Below are 20,159 nucleotides of genomic sequence, written 5' to 3' on the forward strand. Positions count from 1 at the left end.
TTCTTATAATAACGAATGGGCTGCGATGTTGAATAACATAACGGGTAAAGAAAACCTACCGAAAAACCTAGATAATCAGTTGGTCTTACTGATTTTCCCTGCGCTGCCAGTTTTAATCTTCTCTTTTCTCTTCTATATCTATACTCCTGCAGGCGTGAGCTGGAATGCGGAATGGATACCAAGCCTCGATATCAACCTTAGCTTTAGATTAGATGGTCTTTCATTTCTTTTTGCGGGACTGATCAGTGGGATTGGCGCACTGATTCAAATCTACGCTTTGGCTTATTTACGAGAAAGTGATAGCCGGTTTTCCTTTCATTTGTATCTAACCCTATTCATGCTTGCCATGCTAGGGATTGTGATGAGCGATAACATTCTGTTGTTATTTGTTTTCTGGGAACTCACCACCATCACTTCTTACTTACTGATCGGGTTTAATCACGAAAATAAAACGTCTCGGAAAAACGCCTTGCAGTCGCTGATTGTTACCGGTGCTGGTGGACTAGCGTTGCTAGCTGGTCTTATCTTGCTGGGAGCAATGGCTGGGAGTTATGAGCTAAATACCATTATCGAGCAGGCAGACACTATTGCGCAGCATGAATGGTTTATCCCATCTCTAGTGCTCATACTACTCGGTGCATTTACTAAATCTGCGCAATTCCCGTTTCATTTTTGGCTACCTAACGCGATGGCAGCTCCCACTCCGGTCAGTGCGTATTTACACTCGGCAACAATGGTAAAGGCAGGCATTTACCTATTAGCACGTTTATCGCCAGTTTATGCCCACAGCGAGATCTGGTTTTATGCTTTAGTCATCACTGGGAGTATCACGGCCATTTGGTGCACATTTGTCGCATTAAAACAAACTGACTTGAAGCTGATGCTAGCCTACAGCACGAATGTTGCTTTGGGTAAATTAACATTATTACTAGGTATGGGCACAGATTTGGCCGTTAGTGCGGTATTGATGTTTATTCTCGCTCACTCTTTCTATAAAGCTGCGCTGTTTATGGTGGTGGGTAATATCGACAAAGCGACAGGAACACGAGATATTGATCAATTGTACGGTCTGAAGTCAGTTCTCGTCATCAGCATGGTTGCGGGGAGTTTGGCTGCATTGTCTAAAGCGGGGTTCCCGCCGTTGTTAGGCTTTTTGAGCAAAGAATACATGTACAAGTCCGCAGTAGAGCTCAATAACTGGATCGCCTTTGTACTTTTAATCGTGAATATACTGATGGTCGCGCTAACCATTATGCTTATTGCGAGACCATTCTTTGCTCGCCGTGATCTCGTGCCGATTGAAACTAAGCCAGTTGAGACAAAAAAAGCCATGTGGATCTCGCCTTTGCTCTTGGCAGTTGGCAGCCTCCTAGTTCCGTTATTCGGTTTGAATTGGTTAGATCGCAATATTATTTTTCCGGGCTCTGCTGACATTCTGCCCACAGCAACTCTTAAAGAAACATCACTATGGCATGGCGTGAATGTACCGTTAGTGTTAAGCGTTATTACGCTAGCGTTGGGGTATGTGGTGTACCGTGTTTATCCAGCTGTGTTTGCATTTTTTCAGCGGTTACATCTATTCGTCCCCAAAGCGGAGAATATTTTTGAACGACTATTAGATGGCATGATGACAGTGGCGAAGTGGCAAACGGCGCGGTTACAGCAAAAGAAATTGAGTCGCTATGTCCTATTATTTTTCACGGTACTTGCCGTTGCGTTACTGAGTCAGGTAGCGCTTATTCCTCTGCCTTTGGTTGGCGAACTTTCAAGTGTCACTTTCTATGAGATTGGTATTGCCTTATTGTTGATTGGTGCTGCGCTCGTATGTACGTTGTCCCACGCAAGACTTCTTGCGATTTCTGCGCTTGGTATGATTGGCTTCATGACCACGCTTGTTTTTATGATTTATAGCGCCCCGGACGTTGCGAAGACTTTACTGTTAGTGGAAACATTAATGGTGGTCTTTCTTGCATTGTTAATGCGTCATATGCCACGTCTAACCACCGTGCCCAAGCATTCAATAAAACGTAAAGTAGCGAATATTTGCATAGCAGGTGTGATAGGTGTTTCGGTTACTTTACTTTTGTTAGGAATCACGTCTCAGCCGATGGACTCTTCGGTGTCAGATTTCTTTGCAGAAAACAGTGTCCCGGGTGGACATGGGCGAAACATTGTTAACGTTATTCTGGTCGACTTTCGCGCATTTGATACATTGGGAGAAGTTGTTGTCGTTGTTATTGCAGGGATTGCGGCAGTGAGTTTGCTTAAGACAAGAGCGAAAAAGCAAAATCGTATCCAATCATTAATTTTTGCAACCACGGCACACATTGTTTCGGCACTCATGCTCGTATTTTCAGTGTATCTGTTGTTACGTGGTCATAATGAACCGGGTGGTGGCTTTATTGGTGCGTTGATTGCCGTTATTGGTTTATCACTTCTCATGTTCGCGGAATCACCGAAATACGTTCGTTCTAGGTTGTATTTCAAGCCGTTTCTCATTGCGTTATCTGGCATCGCATTGAGCTTAGTTTCTGGTGCTTTGAGCTTTGCGTTTGATAAACCGTTTTTGACCGGACTGTGGTGGAAAGATGTGATACCACTAGGGACGCCATTGGTTTTTGATGTTGGTGTTTACCTTGCCGTTATAGGTGGCGTGATGGGTATGCTGCTTCGTATTAATGAGGAGCTAGAGTGATGGAAATAGTCTGGAGTGTTGTCGTTGGAGTATTTGTCGCAGCAGGTGTTTATTTAATGCTTGAAAAGCATATCTTGCGTCTTTTGTTCGGCATCATGTTACTCAGTAGTGCGGTTAACCTTGCTATTTTTACCGCTGGGAGGCTGACGCCCGGAGAACCGCCATTGATTGGCGATAATGCTCTTTTACCACCAGATAGCGCGGCAAATCCTTTACCTCAAGCGCTTATCTTAACTGCGATAGTCATCGGTTTTGGACTGCTTATTTTTGCTTTAATGCTGTTCTATCGAGCTTATAAAGACACTGGAACTGCAAACGTCGATGAAATGCAACGTTCTGAGGAGGGTCAATGAGTTCGATTTTGCTTACGTTACCGGTTGTTCTCTCGCTGAGTACGGCGTTGACTATCTTCTTCGTCCGTCGCTCAACAAAAAGTGTTGAGTGGTTGAGCGGAGTAAGTGCGATTTCGAACCTTTTCGTAGCGGGCTTTCTCACAGAAAACATCATAAATAATGGTATTCAAGCCGTTGCTTTTGGTCAGTGGAGTGCGCCATTTGGTATCGTGTTTGTCGCAGATTACCTCAGCGTTGCTATGGTGATGATAACGGCGGTGATTGGTGCGATATGTGTTTTCTACGCGATGGCGGACCTTCACCGAAAGCCCTCCTATAGCAATTACCATGCGTTAATGCACATGTTGCTTGCTGGCGTTTATGGCGCTTTCCTGACTGGAGATATTTTTAATCTGTATGTTTGGTTTGAGGTCATGCTCATTTCATCATTTGGTTTAATGGTGTTAGATGCAACGAAAACTCAAGTTGATGGTGCAGTAAAGTACGTCATGTTGAACCTGATTTCGACGCTGGTATTTTTGCTTGCTATCGGCTTGTTGTATGGCGCAACGGGCACCTTGAACCTGGCCGATCTCTACACCAAAGTAGGGGAAAATGAATTGAGCATCAACATGATGCTGTCCGCGCTGTTTTTGTTTGCCTTCTCTATTAAAGCGGCACTCTTTCCTTTATTTGCTTGGTTGCCAGCTTCTTATCACACGTTACCAAGCGGTGTGGTTGCACTGTTTGCCGCGTTGCTTACTAAAGTCGGTGTATACGCGTTGATAAGAGTCTTCACCTTAGTATTTCCGCTCTCCGAGAGTGGCTGGCAACCGACGTTAATTTGGGTCGCAGGGCTAACCATGTTAACGGGCGTTTTAGGAGCGGCTAGCCAATTCGACATTAAGAAAATTCTTTCTTTTCATATTATTAGCCAAATAGGCTATATGATCATGGGGTTGGCTATTTACACTCCCTTAGCTTTAGCCGGTGCCATTTTCTACATTGTTCATCACATCATTGTAAAAGCGAATTTGTTCTTAATAGGTGGATTCATCGAGCGCAAATATGGCTCTAGTCAACTTGAACATTTGGGTGGGGTATACAAAGCTATGCCTTGGTTAGCGTTCTTGTTTCTTGTCCCTGCGTTTTCTCTGGCCGGTTTCCCACCGCTATCGGGTTTCTGGGGAAAGCTATTGGTCATCAAGTCGAGCATACAGGCTGAGTATTACTGGTTAGCAGGTACCGCGTTATTGGTGGGGTTGCTTACTGTCTACTCGATGACGAAAATTTGGAGTGAGGCATTTTGGAAAAAGCCATTTAGAGAGAAGCCAGAACAGACTCTGCAGGCCAAAGTACATTGGTTGTACTGCGTTCCAATTATTGTATTGACAACGTTGACGCTAATCATTGGCTTAGTGGCGGAGCCTTTTTATCAATTTTCCGTTCAAGCTGCAGAACAACTGTTAAATCCGACTGAATACATCAGAGTGGTGTTAGGAGGAAATGCATGATCTATCTATTCCTCAATTTTTTCTTAGCGTTAGCGTGGATGATGCTTAATGGCAGCTATTCGAGTCTGAATTTTGTTGTCGGATTTACGGTCGGCTTTTTTGCTTTAAGGTTGAGTCAACCATTTGGATTGAAAACGAGCTATTTTCAACGTTTTGCATCTGCATTGAAGTTATTGGTGTACTTCGCTTATGAAATGGTTATATCGGTTGCGAAAGTGGTGTGGGACGTCGTGACACCTACTCATTTGAGTCAGCCTGATATCGTTTATGTCCCTCTGGAGGTCGATTCTGACCTAGAAATCACATTACTGGCGAACATGGTTTCTTTAACACCGGGTACGCTTAGTTTGGATGTTACGGCTGATAAAAAGTATCTTATCGTTCATGCCATGTTTGCACCTGAACATGAAGAGGTTATTCGCGGAATTAAAGATGGGTTAGAGCATCGAATTTTGGAGGTGACGCGTGGATAGTTGGCTGCAAATAACGGTCACTTTTGCCTATTCTGGGCTACTACTCAGCTTTGTTATGGCTTTTGCTCGTTTAATTCTAGGACCAACGCTAGCTGATCGAGTTGTGGCGTTAGATCTGATTTCATTTATCACTATCGGATTTATTACGGTTTACACCTTAGACAGCGGTGAGGACGCTCTGTTAGACATCGCCATTACATTAGGTTTGGTCGCATTTCTCGGCACGATCGCATTTGCACGTTTGATCGTTAAAAGAAAGGAGAAAGAATAATGGACGTGTTGATTGGACTATTTTTATGCTTAGGAACATTGTTGACCTTGGTTGCAAGTCTAGGTGTCCTGAGGCTTCCTGATTTGTATACCCGAATGCATGCAGCGACCAAAGCTGGAACTGTCGGAGTGAGCTGCTTGTTATTAGCGGTCGCTTTCTCACTCCCTGAAGTTACCGTGATCTCTCGGGTTATCGGTACGATGTTGTTTATCGTTCTCACTGCGCCAGTCGCCTCCCACCTGCTCGGCAGAGCAATGCGAGAGGTCGGATATAAGATTTGGCGTAATGATTAACCATTAGCGTCGAATAGTACTACGCCCTAGTTGAAATAAACTCGAAGCTGTATTGATGAAGTCGGAAGTAATTGACGGTATATTCAAATGCACGACCATCTTCTAGGTAACCAGTGGACTCAACTTTTAGAATAGGGGAAGCTTCTGATTCATTCAGGTATGAGGCCGTCTCTGCATCTAACAAGTACGGTTTGACAGACTGACTGCTTTTCGCAATTTTCAATCCTTTGCTATTTTCAATGTACTCATATTTAGAACCATTCATTATGGCTATGCTCAAGTCTGGAAATAACATTGCTGGCATATGAGTGACTTCGTAAATTTCAGGCTCATCATTAATACATCTGAGTCTATGTATTTCATATGTATCATCATTGGGCGAGAGATTTAACTGCTTAGCAACCTGCTCATTCGGCTTTTTAAGTTCGAACTTTATGACTTGAGAGCTAGGCGTTTTCCCCTGTTTACTGACTTCCTCGATAAAACCCAGCAAATGTAAGGCATCATGTTGGGCTTTTAGATCGTTTACATAAGTTCCACTACCTCTTGTCCGACTAATTAAATTATTGTCGACCAGAATTTGTAAGCTTTTTCTGATGGTTACGCGGCTTACGGAAAACTCTTCTTGCAAATCACTCTCTTTTGGAAGCATCGATTTCGGTTGTAGTTCCCCATCTTTGATCTTTTTTTCTAATCGTTCCGCAATGTCTATGTATTTGGGTTTCATAATACCTCGCTAAGTCTTGGACCATGATAGCAAGAATGTGATCTGAGATGTAGTTAATACTTTTCCTTAGGATCTTTGTGTGATTTTTATCTCGTATCTTTGTGCTTATACTTTAAATGTATCATAAAAGTATTAATACTTACTTTATACATTTTCAGGATAAACATTTGAGGTAGCGAAATGAAACGTCAAAAATTAACGATTGTTGGTGCTGGCAGTACATACACACTTGGTATGATGAACAGCCTTATTGCCGAAAAAGATAACTTTCCACTCGCAAAAGTCGTGTTTTACGACATAGATGAGAAACGCCAAGAGTCGAATGCATTAGCTACTGAAATTCTATTGCGAGAACACTATCCAGAAGTTGAAGAGTTTGTTTATACAACGGATAAATCTGTCGCATTCGCAGATTCGGACTTTTTCTTTATACAGATCCGCACTGGTGGGTTGGCCATGCGCGAGCGCGATGAACAAATCCCGCTATCCAACTCTTGTGTTGGGCAAGAGACATGTGGCGCGGGAGGAATGGCATATGGACTTCGCTCTATCGGCGATATGATCCAGCTAGTGAACGAGATCCGACAAACGTGTCCAGATGCGTGGATTCTTAATTACACCAACCCAGCGGCAATTGTCGCTGAAGCTTTAAATCGTGAATTTCCGCATGATAAGCGAATTCTAAATATTTGTGATATGCCAGCAGCGATTATGGTCAGCTATGCGCAATTGTTAGGGTGTGAAATTTGGGACTTTGTTCCTGAATATTTTGGGCTTAATCACTATGGCTGGTTTACCAAAATTCGTAACAAACAGGGTGAAGACTTAACGGATAAAATTAAAAATATCATCCTAAAAGAAGGGATCAGTGCGGTTGATGCGGAAATAGCGGATGACCCATCGTGGCAAGCCACATTCAAAAACATGAGAACAATGCTTGCTGATAATCCAGAGTTTTTGCCGAATACGTATCTTCAATACTATTTGTACCCTGAAAAAATGGTGGCGAAAGAGGATATCAATAATACTCGCGCAAGGCAGGTAATTAACGGCCGTGAGAAACGAGTGTTCGAATTGAACGCAAGAATAATTGAAGCGGGCACCACGAAGCACGAAACACTGCATGCCGATATCCATGGTCGATACATGGTGAGAGTTGCGGCTTCGCTTGCCTACAACTTGAGCGATGTGTATCTCGTCATCGTACCGAATAATGGTGCTATTACAAATTTACAAAATGACGCCATGGTAGAAGTTCCAGCTGCGCTAACTAGTGATGGACCGAAAGCTTTTACTGTAGGAAAAATCCCAACCTTCCAAAAAGCCATGATTGAGAGCCAACTTGGTTACGAGAAATTAGTCGTGGATGCTTGGTACGAAGGAAGTCAGCAAAAGCTGATTAATGCACTCACACTTAACCGTACCGTGGTTAATGTGCCAAAAGCTAAAGAAATAACAAAACAATTACTAGAAGAAAATAAAGCCTACCTTCCTCAATTTTTTCAATAACAACTGGACGTTCGGGGCCTACTTGTAGGCTCCGTGAATGAAACAAGAGGTTTATATGAAAGACATTATTCAAAGGTTCGGGGCCGCGATGTTTGTACCCGTTCTATTATTTCCAGCAGCGGGCATGTTATTGGGTTTCTCTGTTGTGCTGTTAAATCAAGAAGTGTTCCCTTGGGCACTAGAGGGGAGTGCTTGGGTTAAAGTCTCGACGATCATTTTACAGGCATCTCTCGCTGTATTTAAAAATATGGCACTTATTTTTGCCGTTGGGTTACCTATCGCTTTAGCTAAAAAAGCATCTGGTCGCGCTGTACTTGCAACACTTGTTTCCTACATTACGTATAACTACGTTATTGGTGGAATCCTTCAATTTTGGGGGCCAGAACTGGGCGTTAACTATACGGAAGGTGAGCGAGGCTTGACTGAAGTTGGTGGCATTCTAACGCTTGATACCAACTTGCTAGGTGCGATTTTAATTGCAAGTCTCTCTGTTTGGGTTCACAACCGATTCTTTGATAAAAAGCTACCGGATTGGGCGGCTGTATTTGGCGGAACGCCATTGGTTGTGATCATTAGCTTCCCAATTATGGTCGTGATGGCAATTCTAACTTGTTTGACTTGGCCAAGTATTCAGCATGGTATTAATAATCTGCAATCATTTTTGGTTTCTGCTGGATCGTTAGGGGTATGGCTATTTACGTTTTTAGAGCGAATCATGATACCAACGGGGTTGCATCATTTCGTATATGGTCCCGTTTTTTATGGGCCAGTTGCAGTCGATGGCGGAACGGTTGCCTATTGGATTCAAAATATACAGACATTCGCCCAGAACTCGGAAAGTTTAACGACACAATTTCCTCAGGGTGGTTTGATGTTGACGGGAATGGGTAAAGTGTTTGGTTGTACGGGTATCGCACTAGCACTCTATTCAGTTGCGAAAAAAGAAAATAAAAAGATGGTGATGGGGTTAGTGCTCGGAGCCGCAATCACAGCAATTCTTACAGGGATCACCGAACCAATAGAGTTTACATTCTTATTTATCGCACCTGCGCTGTTTGCTTTGCATGCGTTGTTATCTGCGACAATGGCAACGATCGCCTTTATGTTTGGTGTTTCCGGTAACTTTCAGACTGGCTTGATAGACTTCATTTTCCAAAACTGGTTGCCTTTGGCTGGTAACCATGCAGGAACATACGTGATTCAGATTATTATTGGTCTCATGTTTACTGGTGTTTACTTTGTTACGTTTCGCGCGCTTATTTTAAAATACAACATACTTACTCCGGGGCGTGAAGGTGCAGATAGTAAGTTGTATTCAAAAGCTGACTACAAAGAAACGAAAGCGGTCCATAACAGTAGCGCAAGTCCGTCACAAGCTAGTGCCTTTATTGAAGGTTTGGGTGGAAAAGAAAACATTGACTTGTTAACTAATTGCGCGACGCGTCTGCGTGTTAAAGTTAAAGATGTCTCTCTGGTAAAGGAGAACGCATTTTTCACACAGCACGGAGCGGTGAATATTGTTAGAAATCAAGAGAGCCTTCAAATCATCGTTGGTTTAACGGTGCCACAAGTTCGCGAAGATATGAGCCAACTGATAAAAGCTTAACCCCCAAACTAATGCTCCAGCTCATATGGCTCAAAGGTGAGATAGAATTATCTCACCTTTTTTGTGTACATGAAGCATATTTCGCGCAGTTTCCACGAAAGTGGGGAGGAGTTATCGAGCGAGCTAAAAATACAGTTAGGTTATACCCGTCTGTATTGTTGGAAGACTTGTTGAGTCTCTAAGTGACAGTGGCGCCACTTTCTATGTTGAAAAGCGTTTTAATTTCTTCCAGTACTTCTGGGTTAGCAATAGCACCAATGTTTTTTACAGCTTGTCCGTTTACCAATTGTTTCACTGCTAGCTCAACCAATTTGCCTGAGCGCGTTTTAGGAATATCACTGATAGCAAAAATTTGTCGTGGGACATGGCGCGGTGAACATTTTGTTTTCAATGTTTGGCGAATTGAATCGGTGAGTTGTTGGGTTAACTCGACGTTGTGAGCGAGTTTTACTAGTAACCAGATTTCTTCAGACTGCTGGTTTAACTTGCCGACAGCGATGGAGTCTTCAACCTCGGGTAACGCGTTCACTTGCTGGTAGATTTCAGCGGTACCGATTCGTACGCCGCCTGGATTTAAGGTTGCGTCACTACGGCCATAAAAAATAAAGCCGCCATGTTCGGTTTGCATCACATCGTCGCCATGGTGCCAGATATCGGTAAACTTGCTCCAATAAGCGTTGTGATAACGTTCGCCGTTGTCGTGCCAGAAGCCAATAGGGAAGTTAGGTAGCGAGTTATTACAAGTCAGTTCGCCGCGTTTTTGCGTAATAGTATGTCCATCATCCTCTAGAACACGTGCGTCGATTCCCAGCCCTGAGCCTTGGCATTCACCTTTGTAAACTGGTGAAATAGGGTTTCCAAGTACAAAGCATCCGCAAATATCTGTGCCGCCAGCGATAGAAGCGAGATGCAAGTCCTGCTTGATGTGCTGATAGACATAATTAAATTGTTCTGGGTAAAGCACCGAACCAGTTGAGCACAGAGTTTTGAGTGACTTCAGGTTATGTTCTAGTTTTGGAGAGCAGTTTGCCTGCTCCAGTGCCTCTAAGTATTTCGCTGAAGTACCAAACAGCGACACGTTATGTTCTTCAGCTAATCGCCATAAGACGGAGTGATCAGGGTAAACCGGACTACCGTCGTAAATCACTAAGGCTGCACCACTCGCAAGAGCGGAAACATGCCAGTTCCACATCATCCAACCACATGTTGTGTAGTAGAAAACCTTGTCTTGCGATTTGATGTCGCAATGCAGTTGATGTTCTTTGAGGTGATTGAGCAAGGTACCGCCTGCGGAATGAACAATACACTTAGGTTGACCTGTTGTACCAGAAGAATACAAAATGAATAATGGGTCATTAAACAGCGTTGGTTGATATTGAATTGATTGTGGAGAAAAGTGGTGAGTAATATCGGACCAAGAGACAAAGTCAGAAGTGGTAGCTCTCTTAGCGTTTTGTAAATATTCGATTTGGCATACGCTAATAGTAGTCTCTTCGGAGGCACTGCTTAACTTACTACTAAGAGTGGTGTTCTTGTCCGTCATATCGAAAGCTTTGCCTCCGAACTGGTAGCCATCACAGCAAAAAAGAACTTTCGGCTTGACCTGACCAAAACGCTCTACGACACTATCGATACCAAAATCAGGAGAGGTTGAAGTCCAAATGGCACCAAGACTGGTGGTGGCCAGCATGGCAATAACGGTTTCAGGAAGGTAGGGCAAATAACCCGCAACGACATCGCCTTTACCGACACCACAATTGAGTAGCCATTGTTGAATGGCGGAAACTTGTTCAAGCAACTGTTTACCGGTGAGTTGTCGGTGTTCACCGCTTTCATTGCTAAAAACAATAAACTCACGCTCTGGTGCTTGTTCAGCCTGAGATAGGAGGTTCTCTGCGTAGTTCAGCGTGGCGTCAGCAAACCATACTGTGTCTCTATTTACATGGTGATGACTAGAACCTGTTTGTGTCCATTTGGGACTGCCAAGGCTCTTGATTTGCGAACCCATATCTCCGATTACGTTGCAAAACTGCCAAGTATGTCGCCAAAATTCATCATTGTGCTCAATGGACCAATGGTGTAGAGACGGGTAATTGTTGATTACGGCACCTTCGGCTTTGTCTTTATTAACCTTTTCAATGAACCGTAATAAGTTGCTATTGCTGACGCGCTCAGCAGATGGTGACCAAATAGGTGTAGAATTTGGCATAGGTCCCTCTAATTTCAATTCTTTTGAATATGACCAAAACAAAATAAAGGGGCGAACATAGCAGTGTTCGCCCCTTATCTGATCGTTTAAAGTTGTTCGGCAAGCTGAGGTAGTACCTCAAATAAATCACCAACCAATCCATAGTCGGCAACTTCAAAGATAGGAGATTCTGGATCTTTGTTGATCGCGACAATCACTTTGGATTCCTTCATTCCTGCAAGATGCTGGATGGCACCGGAAATCCCAACCGCTATATAAAGCTTAGGTGCAACGATTTTACCGGTTTGACCCACTTGTAAGTCGTTGGCAACAAACCCGGCATCAACCGCCGCGCGAGAAGCGCCAATGGCAGCACCTAGTTTATCGGCCACTTGTTCGATCAACGCGAAGTTCTCTTTGCTACCGACCCCGCGTCCACCTGACACAACCACCTCTGCCGCGCTTAATTCAGGACGTTCTGACACGGTTTTATCGACAGAAACCAATTCAACCATTGGAGCTGAGATAGTGACCTGCTGATGCTTAATATCAGCTTGGTTGCGACAAGTAACCGGCTCAAACGCAGACGCGCGCACGGTGATGACGCGAACCTTGTCGCTGGTGGTCACTTTGGCAAATGCGTTTCCTGCGTAAATAGGGCGGATAAAAGTGTTTTCATCGATAACTTGGACAATATCGGAAATTTGCCCAACGCCGAACTTCGCTGCTACTCGAGGTGCAAGGTCTTTCCCTTTTGATGATGAGCTAGCCCAGATTGCGTCAAAACCTTCAGCAATACTCACTACAATAGGTGCGATACTCTCGGCAAATTGATGCTTAAGTTGCTCATAATCGACACAAATTACGTTTGATATACCATCAACGCGACAAGCTTGCTGAGCGACTTCTTCACACTGGTGGCCCACTACGATCAAAACATTGTCTTGGCTGACTTGTTTTGCTGCATTAACCACTTTGAGTGTGTCCGCATGCAATTGGTTATTGTCATGCTCTGCTATGATTAAGTTCTTCATGAAATCACCTTCGCTTCGTTACGCAGCTTATCGAGAAGCTCTGAGACAGATTCAACCTTGATGCCACCTTTTCTTTGCGCTGGCGGTGTGATTTCTTGAATGGTTTGGCTAAATACCACTTCAACACCCAGACTGTCAGGTGTGATGGTATCTAACGGCTTGCGCTTAGCTTTCATGATATTAGGCAAAGAGGCAAAACGCGGTTCATTCAGGCGTAAGTCAGTACTGATCACCGCAGGTAAGTTCATCGCGACCGTCATCAAGCCGCCGTCCACTTCTCTCACGACCTGAACTTTTTGATCTTCAATCTTCACGTCGGAAGCGAAAGTTGCTTGAGGCCAGTCAAGTAGGGCGGCCAGCATCTGAGCCACTTGGTTGTTGTCCGTATCAATGGATTGTTTACCCGTAATCACAAGCTGTGCTTGTTCTTGCTCAACTAGAGCTTTGAGCAGCTTAGCAACAACTAATGGCTCTATTTTGTCTTCAGTATCGACATGAATAGCGCGATCGGCGCCTAATGCAAGCGCGGTACGTAGTTGCTCCTGACACTGGCTACCGCCAGCACTGACAACGATGACTTCATCTGCAATACCTTGCTCCTTTAGTCGTACGGCTTCTTCAACGGCTATTTCGCAAAATGGATTAATCGTCATCTTGACGTTATTGGTTTCAACATCGCTATGGTCCGCTTTCACGCGAACTTTAACGTAGGGATCAATGACCCTTTTGATTGGCACTAGTATTTTCACGTTAGATTCCTTTTACAGTGAAGACTATGTGTTTACAGTGAAGACGATGTGATGACGTCTTTAAAATGATGTTAATTTACCTTTACGTTTGCGTCAACTTTAAATATATTGTTGATTAACAAGTTGGCAACATGCAAAGAAAAAGGAATGCAATCATGGAAAGAGACTGCATGGAATTTGATGTTCTGATTGTAGGCGCTGGTCCCGCAGGTTTGTCTGCGGCATGCCGAATCAAACAATTAGCAGCAGAAAAAAAACAAGACCTCTCTGTTTGCGTGGTAGAAAAAGGTTCTGAAGTTGGAGCGCATATTTTATCGGGTGCGGTGTTTGAAACGCGGAGTTTGGATGAGCTTTTTCCCGACTGGGAAGAGAAAGGCGCTCCGCTCAATACCAAAGTAAACCAAGATAAAACCTACTATCTAGGCAATGACATCAATGGTCATGAACTGCCTTCTTGGGCGGTGCCTAATACGTTACATAACAAAGGTAATTACATCATAAGTTTGGGCAGTCTATGCCGATGGATGGCGTTGCAGGCTGAGAACTTGGGGGTGGAGGTCTACCCAGGTTTTACCGCCAGTCAAGCGATCATCGATGAAGATAGTCGTGTTTGTGGCGTGATCACGGGCGATATGGGATTAGATAAAAATGGTGAACAAAAAGAAAATTTCGAACCTGGTATTGAACTGCGAGCGAAGTTTACTTTATTTGCTGAAGGCGCACGGGGGCATATTGGTAAGCAGTTGATTAACCGATTTAATCTTGCTGAAGAGAAAACGCCTCAACACTACGCTATCGGTTTTAAAGAGCTGTGGGAAATCCCATCAGAGCAGCATCAGCAAGGTTTAGTAGTGCACGGATTAGGTTGGCCGTTATCAAATGAAGCTACAGGTGGCAGTTATCTCTACCATTTAGAGGGAAACCAAGTTGCCGTCGGGTTGATTGTTGACTTGAATTATAAGAATCCGCACTTGAGTCCATTTGATGAGTTTCAACGTTTTAAACACCACCCGTTGATTGAGCAATACCTCAAAAATGGGAAGCGTATTAGCTATGGCGCGAGAGCGATTACCAAGGGCGGCTTTCATTCGCTTCCCACGCAGCAGTTTGCTGGTGGCTTGTTAATTGGCTGTGATGCAGGAACACTTAACGGCGCTAAAATCAAAGGCACACACACCGCAATAAAATCTGGAATGCTTGCCGCTGAAGCAGTATGTGAAGCCCTTGAGAGTCAGTCAGTTACTGCTGATTATCAAAAGCATTTCAAACAGTCTTGGCTGTATGAAGAGCTTTATCAAGCACGTAACTTCTCAAGTGGAATCCACCGCTTTGGATCGTGGCTGGGCGGTGGTTTAGCGCTGCTGGAACATAACGTGTTAAAAGGTAAAGCTAAGTGGCATATCCGCTGTGATAAGCCTGATCATCAGTCTCTGTTATTGGCGGAAAACAGCAATGAAATTGTCTATCCGAAGCCTGATGGCGTGTTAAGTTTCGATCGCCTCTCTTCCGTTTATCTATCCAATATCTTCCATGAGGAAGATCAACCATGCCACTTACGACTGGAGAACCAGCGGATCCCTATTGAGCAGAACCTTGAATTATATGCAGAGCCAGCACAGCGCTATTGTCCGGCTGGCGTGTATGAAATCGTACAGGGGGAGCAGCAGCCAGAGCTGCAAATAAATGCGGCCAACTGTATCCACTGTAAGACGTGCGACATCAAAGATCCAAGTCAAAATATTACCTGGACTCCGCCAGAAGGTGGTGGTGGTCCTAACTATCCAAATATGTAAGCGTTTGAGAATAATTTTTATTAACAATTTATTTACTTAAAGTTTGCGTTAGTTCAAATCTTTCTCGATGAACTCGATTGCAACTTAATCTTTCAGGCACTATTCTGATTTTAAATTGACGTTTACGTAAACTGAATACAAAGTTGATGCATAGGTGTAAAAGCGGTTACCAGTATCAAAGTTAGGTTTGATCAAATAGTGCTCAATGGAACGCACTTAAATAACGAAAGGGAGATCAACTATGGTATCGGAATCGCCTCTGTTGCAGGTAAACGATATTTCATTGGCTTTTGGTGGGGTGAAAGCTTTAACTGACGTGAGCTTCCATGTGAATGAAAAGGAAATTTTTTCAATCATTGGTCCAAACGGTGCAGGTAAAACCTCAATGCTCAATTGCATCTCTGGTCGATACACACCAAACAAAGGCTCTGTAATCTTCGCTGGAGATGACGTAACTAAACGTACACCAAGCCAACGAGCTGAGTTAGGGCTGGGAAGAACCTTCCAAAACTTAGCGCTCTTTTCTCATATGTCGGTACTGGACAACATCATGGTTGGCCGACACCACCTACTGAAAAATAACTTCGTCACGGGGCCACTCTATTGGTTCTCCAATGCGCAGAAAGAAGAGATGGCGCACCGCAAATATGTGGAAGACGTGATCGATTTTCTAGAAATCCAGCACATCCGAAAAGCGACTGCAGGCACGCTATCTTACGGCTTACGTAAGCGTGTAGAGCTTGCTCGTGCCATTGCCTTAAAACCTAAGTTACTGCTGCTTGATGAACCAATGGCAGGTATGAACTTGGAAGAAAAGGAAGACATGGCACGTTACATCATGGATCTGAATGAAGAATTAGATATCACGATCATCATGATTGAGCACGACATGGGCGTGGTCATGGACATCTCTAATCGCGTTTTGGTTTTGGATTTCGGTAAACACATTGCTACGGGTGAGCCTGAAGAAGTGATGGCCAACCCACATGTGAAACAAGCGTACTTAGGCGAAGAGTTACCGACATTAGAGGAGAGTGCATAATGGCACAGCAACATAATGATTGGGCAGATATAACCCGCTTAGATACCTTTCCAAAAGTGTTGCAACACAATGCCAAGAACTGGCCCGAACAAGTCGCAATGCGTGAAAAGGAGTTTGGTATATGGCGAGAGTTCACTTGGAAAGATTATGAAAACCGCGTCAAGTGGATGGCACTGGCACTACGAGATTTGGGTATTGGTGAGCAAGATGTCGTTGGTTTGCTAGGTGATAACCGCCCGGAATGGGTATGGGGCGAGTTAGCGGCACATGCGATCAAAGGTTTCTCGCTGGGCATCTATCAAGATTCTATGCACGAAGAGGTGGCGTACCTTATCAACTATGCCAAAGCAAAAGTCGTGATTGCCGAAGATGAAGAGCAATGCGACAAGCTGCTTGAGCTTGGTGATGAAATTCCTAGCGTTGAATACATTATTTACTGCGATCCTCGTGGAATGCGTAAATACGATGATCCAAGATTGATTGATGTTGAACAGGTCTACAAAAAAGGTCAGCTGATTGATAAAGCGGACCCAGACAAATATCTCAATATGGTTGTTGAAACCAAAGGCAGCGATCTTTCAATTCTTTGTACAACGTCGGGTACGACTTCTAAACCAAAATTGGCTCAGCTACACAGTGGCACGTTCTTGGATCACTGTGCGGCTTACTTGCGTGCAGACCCTCGTTCCCCAGGCGACAACTACGTTTCTGTTCTGCCTTTGCCTTGGATTATGGAGCAGGTTTACGTGGTTGGTCAGGCGTTGATTTCTCGTCAAATCGTTAACTTTGTGGAAGAACAAGAAACCATGATGTCCGACTTGCGTGAAATCGGTCCAAACTTTGTGCTGTTAGCGCCGCGAGTGTGGGAAAACATTGTGGCAGACGTGTCTGCACGAATGATGGATTCGACACCGTTTAAGCAAAAGATGTACAAACTGGGCATGAGCTTAGCCAACAAAGCGTTAGAGCAGGGCAAACGTTCTAAACTCGCCGAATGGATTCTTTTGCGTGCTTTGCGAGACCGTTTAGGCTTTTCGAACCTAACATCTGCTGCAACGGGCGGCGCGGCGATGGGGCCTGACACTTTCCGTTACTTGCAAGCGATCGGTGTACCACTCAAGCAGCTTTACGGTCAAACCGAAATGTGTGGTGCGTACACCGTCCACCAAGCCGATGACGTGGACTATGATTCGGTTGGCGTTGCGTTTGATAATGCAGAAGTGAAAGTCATCAACCCAGACAGCAATGGCGTTGGTGAAATCATCGCGAAAAGTACAGGCATGTTTACTGGCTACTTAAACAACCAAGCAGCATATGATGAAGATGTTCAAGATGGTTGGATGCACACAGGCGATGCGGGCTATTTTAAAGATTCCGGTCACTTGGTGGTGATTGATCGTCTGAAAGATATGTCGGAAACCAGCCACGGCGACCGCTACTCTCCGCAGTTCATTGAAAACAAACTCAAGTTCTCGCCGTTTATTGCAGAAGCCGTGGTGGTAGGTAAAGGTCGACCTTGGCTGTCTGCCATCATCTGTATTCGCTATGCGATCGTCGCGAAGTGGGCAGAGCAACGCGGCTTGGCATTTACCAACTACACCAACTTATCTGCTCAACCAGAAGTGTACCAAGCGATTCGTGAAGAAGTTCAAAAAGTGAACGAATCCCTACCGGATGCACAGAAGATCAGCAAATTCATTCTACTTTACAAAGAGCTGGATGCCGACGATGGCGAGTTAACTCGTACGCGTAAAGTGCGTCGTGGTGTGGTTGCAGAGAAATACGGAGACATCATCGAAACCATCTACAGCGACGATCCAAAAGTCGATGTCGATACAGTGATCACTTATCAAGATGGCACTAAAACACGCATTCAAACGTCGCTAGTTATTGAAACGCTTATTGAGCATGAGCCAACACTAGTGGATAGCGAACAACGGAGGATCGCATAGTGAATACGGATTTATTACTGCAACTCGTCATTAATGGCGTGATCGTTGGCATGTTGTATGGCGTTGTCGCCATGTGCTTTGTATTGATTTACAAATCGACCCAGGTGGTCAATTTTGCTCAGGGTGAGTTCTTGTTGATTGGCGCGTGGGTATGTTGGGCGGCATTGGTGCACCTACAGTTACCGTTCTTTATTGGCTTTTTACTCACGCTCGCGTTCATGATGATTTTTGGTATCGCCGTGCAAACCATTGTGCTCAGACCGTTGATTGGTGAACCGATTATTTCTGTGATCATGGTGACCATCGGTCTATCGATGTTTTTCCAAGCGCTGATGAAGTGGATATTTGGCGTCTCTGCTGTGTCGTACCCGCAAGTGTTTGAAACCAACGTGGTGAATATCGGAGGTTTGAATGTTGAGTTTGCTTACATTCTGAGTTTGATCTTCTCAATGCTCATCATGGGCGCGTTTTACTGGTTCTTCAAATTCAGCAAAATGGGTCTGGCAATGCGCGCAACGGCATTTAACCAGCAAGTAGCCCAGAGTCTTGGCATTTCCATCAAGAAAGTGTTCGCCATCAGTTGGGCCATTTCGGCAATGGTATCTGCAACAGCAGGGATTGTTATCGGTATCGTTAACGGCGTATCTGACGCGCTATCCATTATTGGTATCAAAGTTTTCCCAGCCGTTATTTTAGGTGGCTTAGATTCGGTAGTCGGCGCAATTGTCGGTGGTATCACCATCGGGGTGCTAGAAAACTTGGCTGAGTTTTTTGATAGCCAATACCTGCAAGTGGGTAACCTGTACAACATCGCACCATTCTATGTGCTGTTAATCATTCTTGCCTTCAAGCCATATGGCCTGTTTGGTACCAAAGATATTGAGCGTATTTAAGGAGAAATAACATGGCTCAACTTAGCATGCGCCCATGTGGGGATTTTCGAACCACATACAAAAGCGATACGCCAATTTTTGAAACCAAAACCATCAGAAGCCTTGCGATTGCTGGTGTCATCGCCATGCTGGCAGCACCGCTGGTCTTGGATATTTACTTCCTAAACCTGTTTATTCAGATTGCATACCTCGGTATCGCGGCATTGGGCTTAAACATTCTGGTTGGTTTTACCGGACAAATCTCGCTAGGTCACGGTGCGTTCTTTGGCTTTGGCGCCTTTGCATCGGCTTGGTTAAATAACCAGTTTAACATTCCAGTCGTGTTTGCGATTCCGCTCGCGGGTTACTTAACCATGATTGTGGGGATGCTGTTTGGTCTGCCAGCGGCTCGAATTAAAGGTTTATACCTAGCTATCGCAACGTTGGCGGCGCAGTTTATTCTAGAGGACTTCTTTGCTCGCGCAGATTGGTTCAGTGGCGGCTCATACGGTGCTAGCGCGAACCCAATTAATTTGTTTGGCTTTGAGTTTACGACTGACGAAAGCTTTTTCTATATCGCTCTGTTTGCGCTGATCTTCATGTATATGTGGGCATCAAACTTAATCCGTTCTCGTGACGGTCGCGCGTTTGTCTCAGTACGAGATCACTATCTGTCAGCAGAGATCATGGGCATCAACCTAACTAAGTATCGTCTGCTCTCATTTGGAGTGTGTGCATTCTATGCTGGCATCGGGGGCGCACTCTACGGACATTATCTAGGGTTTGTATCAGCAGAAGGCTTCACCATCATGATGTCTATCCAGTTCTTGGCAATGATCATCATTGGTGGCTTAGGCTCAGTCAAAGGTACGCTGATGGGGACGATATTTATCGTACTGCTGCCTGAAGTTTTAGAGTTTGGCGTAACGGGGCTTTCAGCGTTTGGTGATACCACCGCTTTCACTGATGGTCTGGCTTACTTCAAAGAAATGGCGATTGGTTTAGTCATCATGCTGTTCCTCATTTTCGAACCTCAAGGATTATCGCATCGCTGGCAACAGATTCGAGCATATTGGAAACACTATCCGTTCTCATATTAACGTGGAATT

17 protein-coding genes are annotated in these 20,159 nt (G+C 44.5%); 13 read left to right on the forward strand and 4 right to left on the reverse strand.

All coding sequences use genetic code 11. The features are described 5' to 3' along the window. Window positions 1-25 precede the first annotated feature (25 nt). From mbhE to mnhG, 6 genes are read left to right on the forward strand one after another with little or no spacing between them, the layout of a single operon-like run. The gene (gene mbhE, locus R7Z50_RS02060; RefSeq protein ID WP_206970217.1) at window positions 26-2,695 is read left to right on the forward strand and encodes a hydrogen gas-evolving membrane-bound hydrogenase subunit E; all 2,670 of its coding nucleotides are present in this window, start codon (window positions 26-28) and stop codon (window positions 2,693-2,695) included. Continuing rightward, a complete protein-coding gene (locus tag R7Z50_RS02065; RefSeq protein ID WP_017633704.1) occupies window positions 2,695-3,048 on the forward strand; it encodes a Na+/H+ antiporter subunit C in 354 nt (117 codons plus the stop codon). The genes mbhE and R7Z50_RS02065 overlap by 1 nt, the downstream gene beginning before the upstream one ends. Beyond that, on the forward strand, window positions 3,045-4,541 hold the full coding sequence (locus R7Z50_RS02070) for a Na+/H+ antiporter subunit D (protein WP_186585403.1): 1,497 nt from the start codon (window positions 3,045-3,047) through the stop codon (window positions 4,539-4,541). Before R7Z50_RS02065 ends, R7Z50_RS02070 begins: the two co-directional genes overlap by 4 nt. Further along, entirely contained in the window at window positions 4,538-5,014 is a 477-nt protein-coding gene (locus tag R7Z50_RS02075) for a Na+/H+ antiporter subunit E (RefSeq protein ID WP_005373320.1), read from the forward strand. Before R7Z50_RS02070 ends, R7Z50_RS02075 begins: the two co-directional genes overlap by 4 nt. After that, a complete protein-coding gene (locus tag R7Z50_RS02080) occupies window positions 5,007-5,285 on the forward strand; it encodes a cation:proton antiporter (protein ID WP_005373317.1) in 279 nt (92 codons plus the stop codon). The genes R7Z50_RS02075 and R7Z50_RS02080 overlap by 8 nt, the downstream gene beginning before the upstream one ends. Next, on the forward strand, window positions 5,285-5,578 hold the full coding sequence (gene mnhG, locus R7Z50_RS02085; RefSeq protein WP_005373314.1) for a monovalent cation/H(+) antiporter subunit G: 294 nt from the start codon (window positions 5,285-5,287) through the stop codon (window positions 5,576-5,578). The genes R7Z50_RS02080 and mnhG overlap by 1 nt, the downstream gene beginning before the upstream one ends. Before the next feature lie 19 nt (window positions 5,579-5,597). Here the strand turns inward: mnhG and R7Z50_RS02090 are convergent, their stop codons facing one another. Next, window positions 5,598-6,305, reverse strand: a complete 708-nt coding sequence (locus R7Z50_RS02090; protein WP_054730587.1) for a GntR family transcriptional regulator — start codon at window positions 6,303-6,305, stop codon at window positions 5,598-5,600. A gap of 180 nt (window positions 6,306-6,485) precedes the next feature. Here R7Z50_RS02090 and R7Z50_RS02095 point away from each other — a divergent pair, with 180 nt between their 5' ends. Next, window positions 6,486-7,814, forward strand: coding sequence for a 6-phospho-alpha-glucosidase (locus R7Z50_RS02095; protein WP_005373308.1), 1,329 nt, complete (start codon window positions 6,486-6,488; stop codon window positions 7,812-7,814). 55 nt (window positions 7,815-7,869) lie between these two features. Then, a complete protein-coding gene (locus R7Z50_RS02100) occupies window positions 7,870-9,420 on the forward strand; it encodes an alpha-glucoside-specific PTS transporter subunit IIBC (protein WP_225472997.1) in 1,551 nt (516 codons plus the stop codon). 178 nt (window positions 9,421-9,598) lie between these two features. On the opposite strand, the gene R7Z50_RS02105 is transcribed toward R7Z50_RS02100, so the two are convergent. From R7Z50_RS02105 to R7Z50_RS02115, 3 genes are all read right to left on the reverse strand, one after another. Continuing rightward, a complete protein-coding gene (locus R7Z50_RS02105; RefSeq protein WP_318148830.1) occupies window positions 9,599-11,629 on the reverse strand; it encodes an acetoacetate--CoA ligase in 2,031 nt (676 codons plus the stop codon). Window positions 11,630-11,715: 86 nt separating this feature from the next. After that, entirely contained in the window at window positions 11,716-12,642 is a 927-nt protein-coding gene (locus R7Z50_RS02110) for an electron transfer flavoprotein subunit alpha/FixB family protein (protein WP_318148831.1), read from the reverse strand. Then, window positions 12,639-13,391: an electron transfer flavoprotein subunit beta/FixA family protein gene (locus tag R7Z50_RS02115; RefSeq protein ID WP_042523555.1), complete on the reverse strand. Its 753-nt coding sequence runs from the start codon at window positions 13,389-13,391 to the stop codon at window positions 12,639-12,641. Before R7Z50_RS02115 ends, R7Z50_RS02110 begins: the two co-directional genes overlap by 4 nt. Window positions 13,392-13,546: 155 nt before the next feature. Between R7Z50_RS02115 and R7Z50_RS02120 the strand changes: the two genes are divergently transcribed. The 5 genes from R7Z50_RS02120 (at window position 13,547) to R7Z50_RS02140 (ending at window position 20,150) form a co-directional block, all read left to right on the forward strand. Further along, entirely contained in the window at window positions 13,547-15,184 is a 1,638-nt protein-coding gene (locus R7Z50_RS02120) for an electron transfer flavoprotein-ubiquinone oxidoreductase (RefSeq protein ID WP_033906429.1), read from the forward strand. Window positions 15,185-15,425: 241 nt separating this feature from the next. Then, window positions 15,426-16,226 carry an ABC transporter ATP-binding protein gene (locus R7Z50_RS02125; RefSeq protein ID WP_005373297.1) on the forward strand — a complete coding sequence of 267 codons (801 nt, stop codon included), beginning with the start codon at window positions 15,426-15,428 and terminating at the stop codon, window positions 16,224-16,226. Continuing rightward, window positions 16,226-18,178 (forward strand): long-chain fatty acid--CoA ligase, encoded by a 1,953-nt coding sequence (locus R7Z50_RS02130; RefSeq protein ID WP_005373296.1) that lies wholly within the window; start codon window positions 16,226-16,228, stop codon window positions 18,176-18,178. The genes R7Z50_RS02125 and R7Z50_RS02130 overlap by 1 nt, the downstream gene beginning before the upstream one ends. Beyond that, entirely contained in the window at window positions 18,178-19,071 is an 894-nt protein-coding gene (locus R7Z50_RS02135) for a branched-chain amino acid ABC transporter permease (protein WP_005373295.1), read from the forward strand. Before R7Z50_RS02130 ends, R7Z50_RS02135 begins: the two co-directional genes overlap by 1 nt. Window positions 19,072-19,082: 11 nt before the next feature. After that, complete coding sequence (locus tag R7Z50_RS02140) at window positions 19,083-20,150, forward strand: branched-chain amino acid ABC transporter permease (RefSeq protein ID WP_005382737.1); 1,068 nt, start codon at window positions 19,083-19,085, stop codon at window positions 20,148-20,150. Window positions 20,151-20,159: the final 9 nt, after the last annotated feature.

The organism is Vibrio sp. 1249-1, from assembly GCF_033340495.1.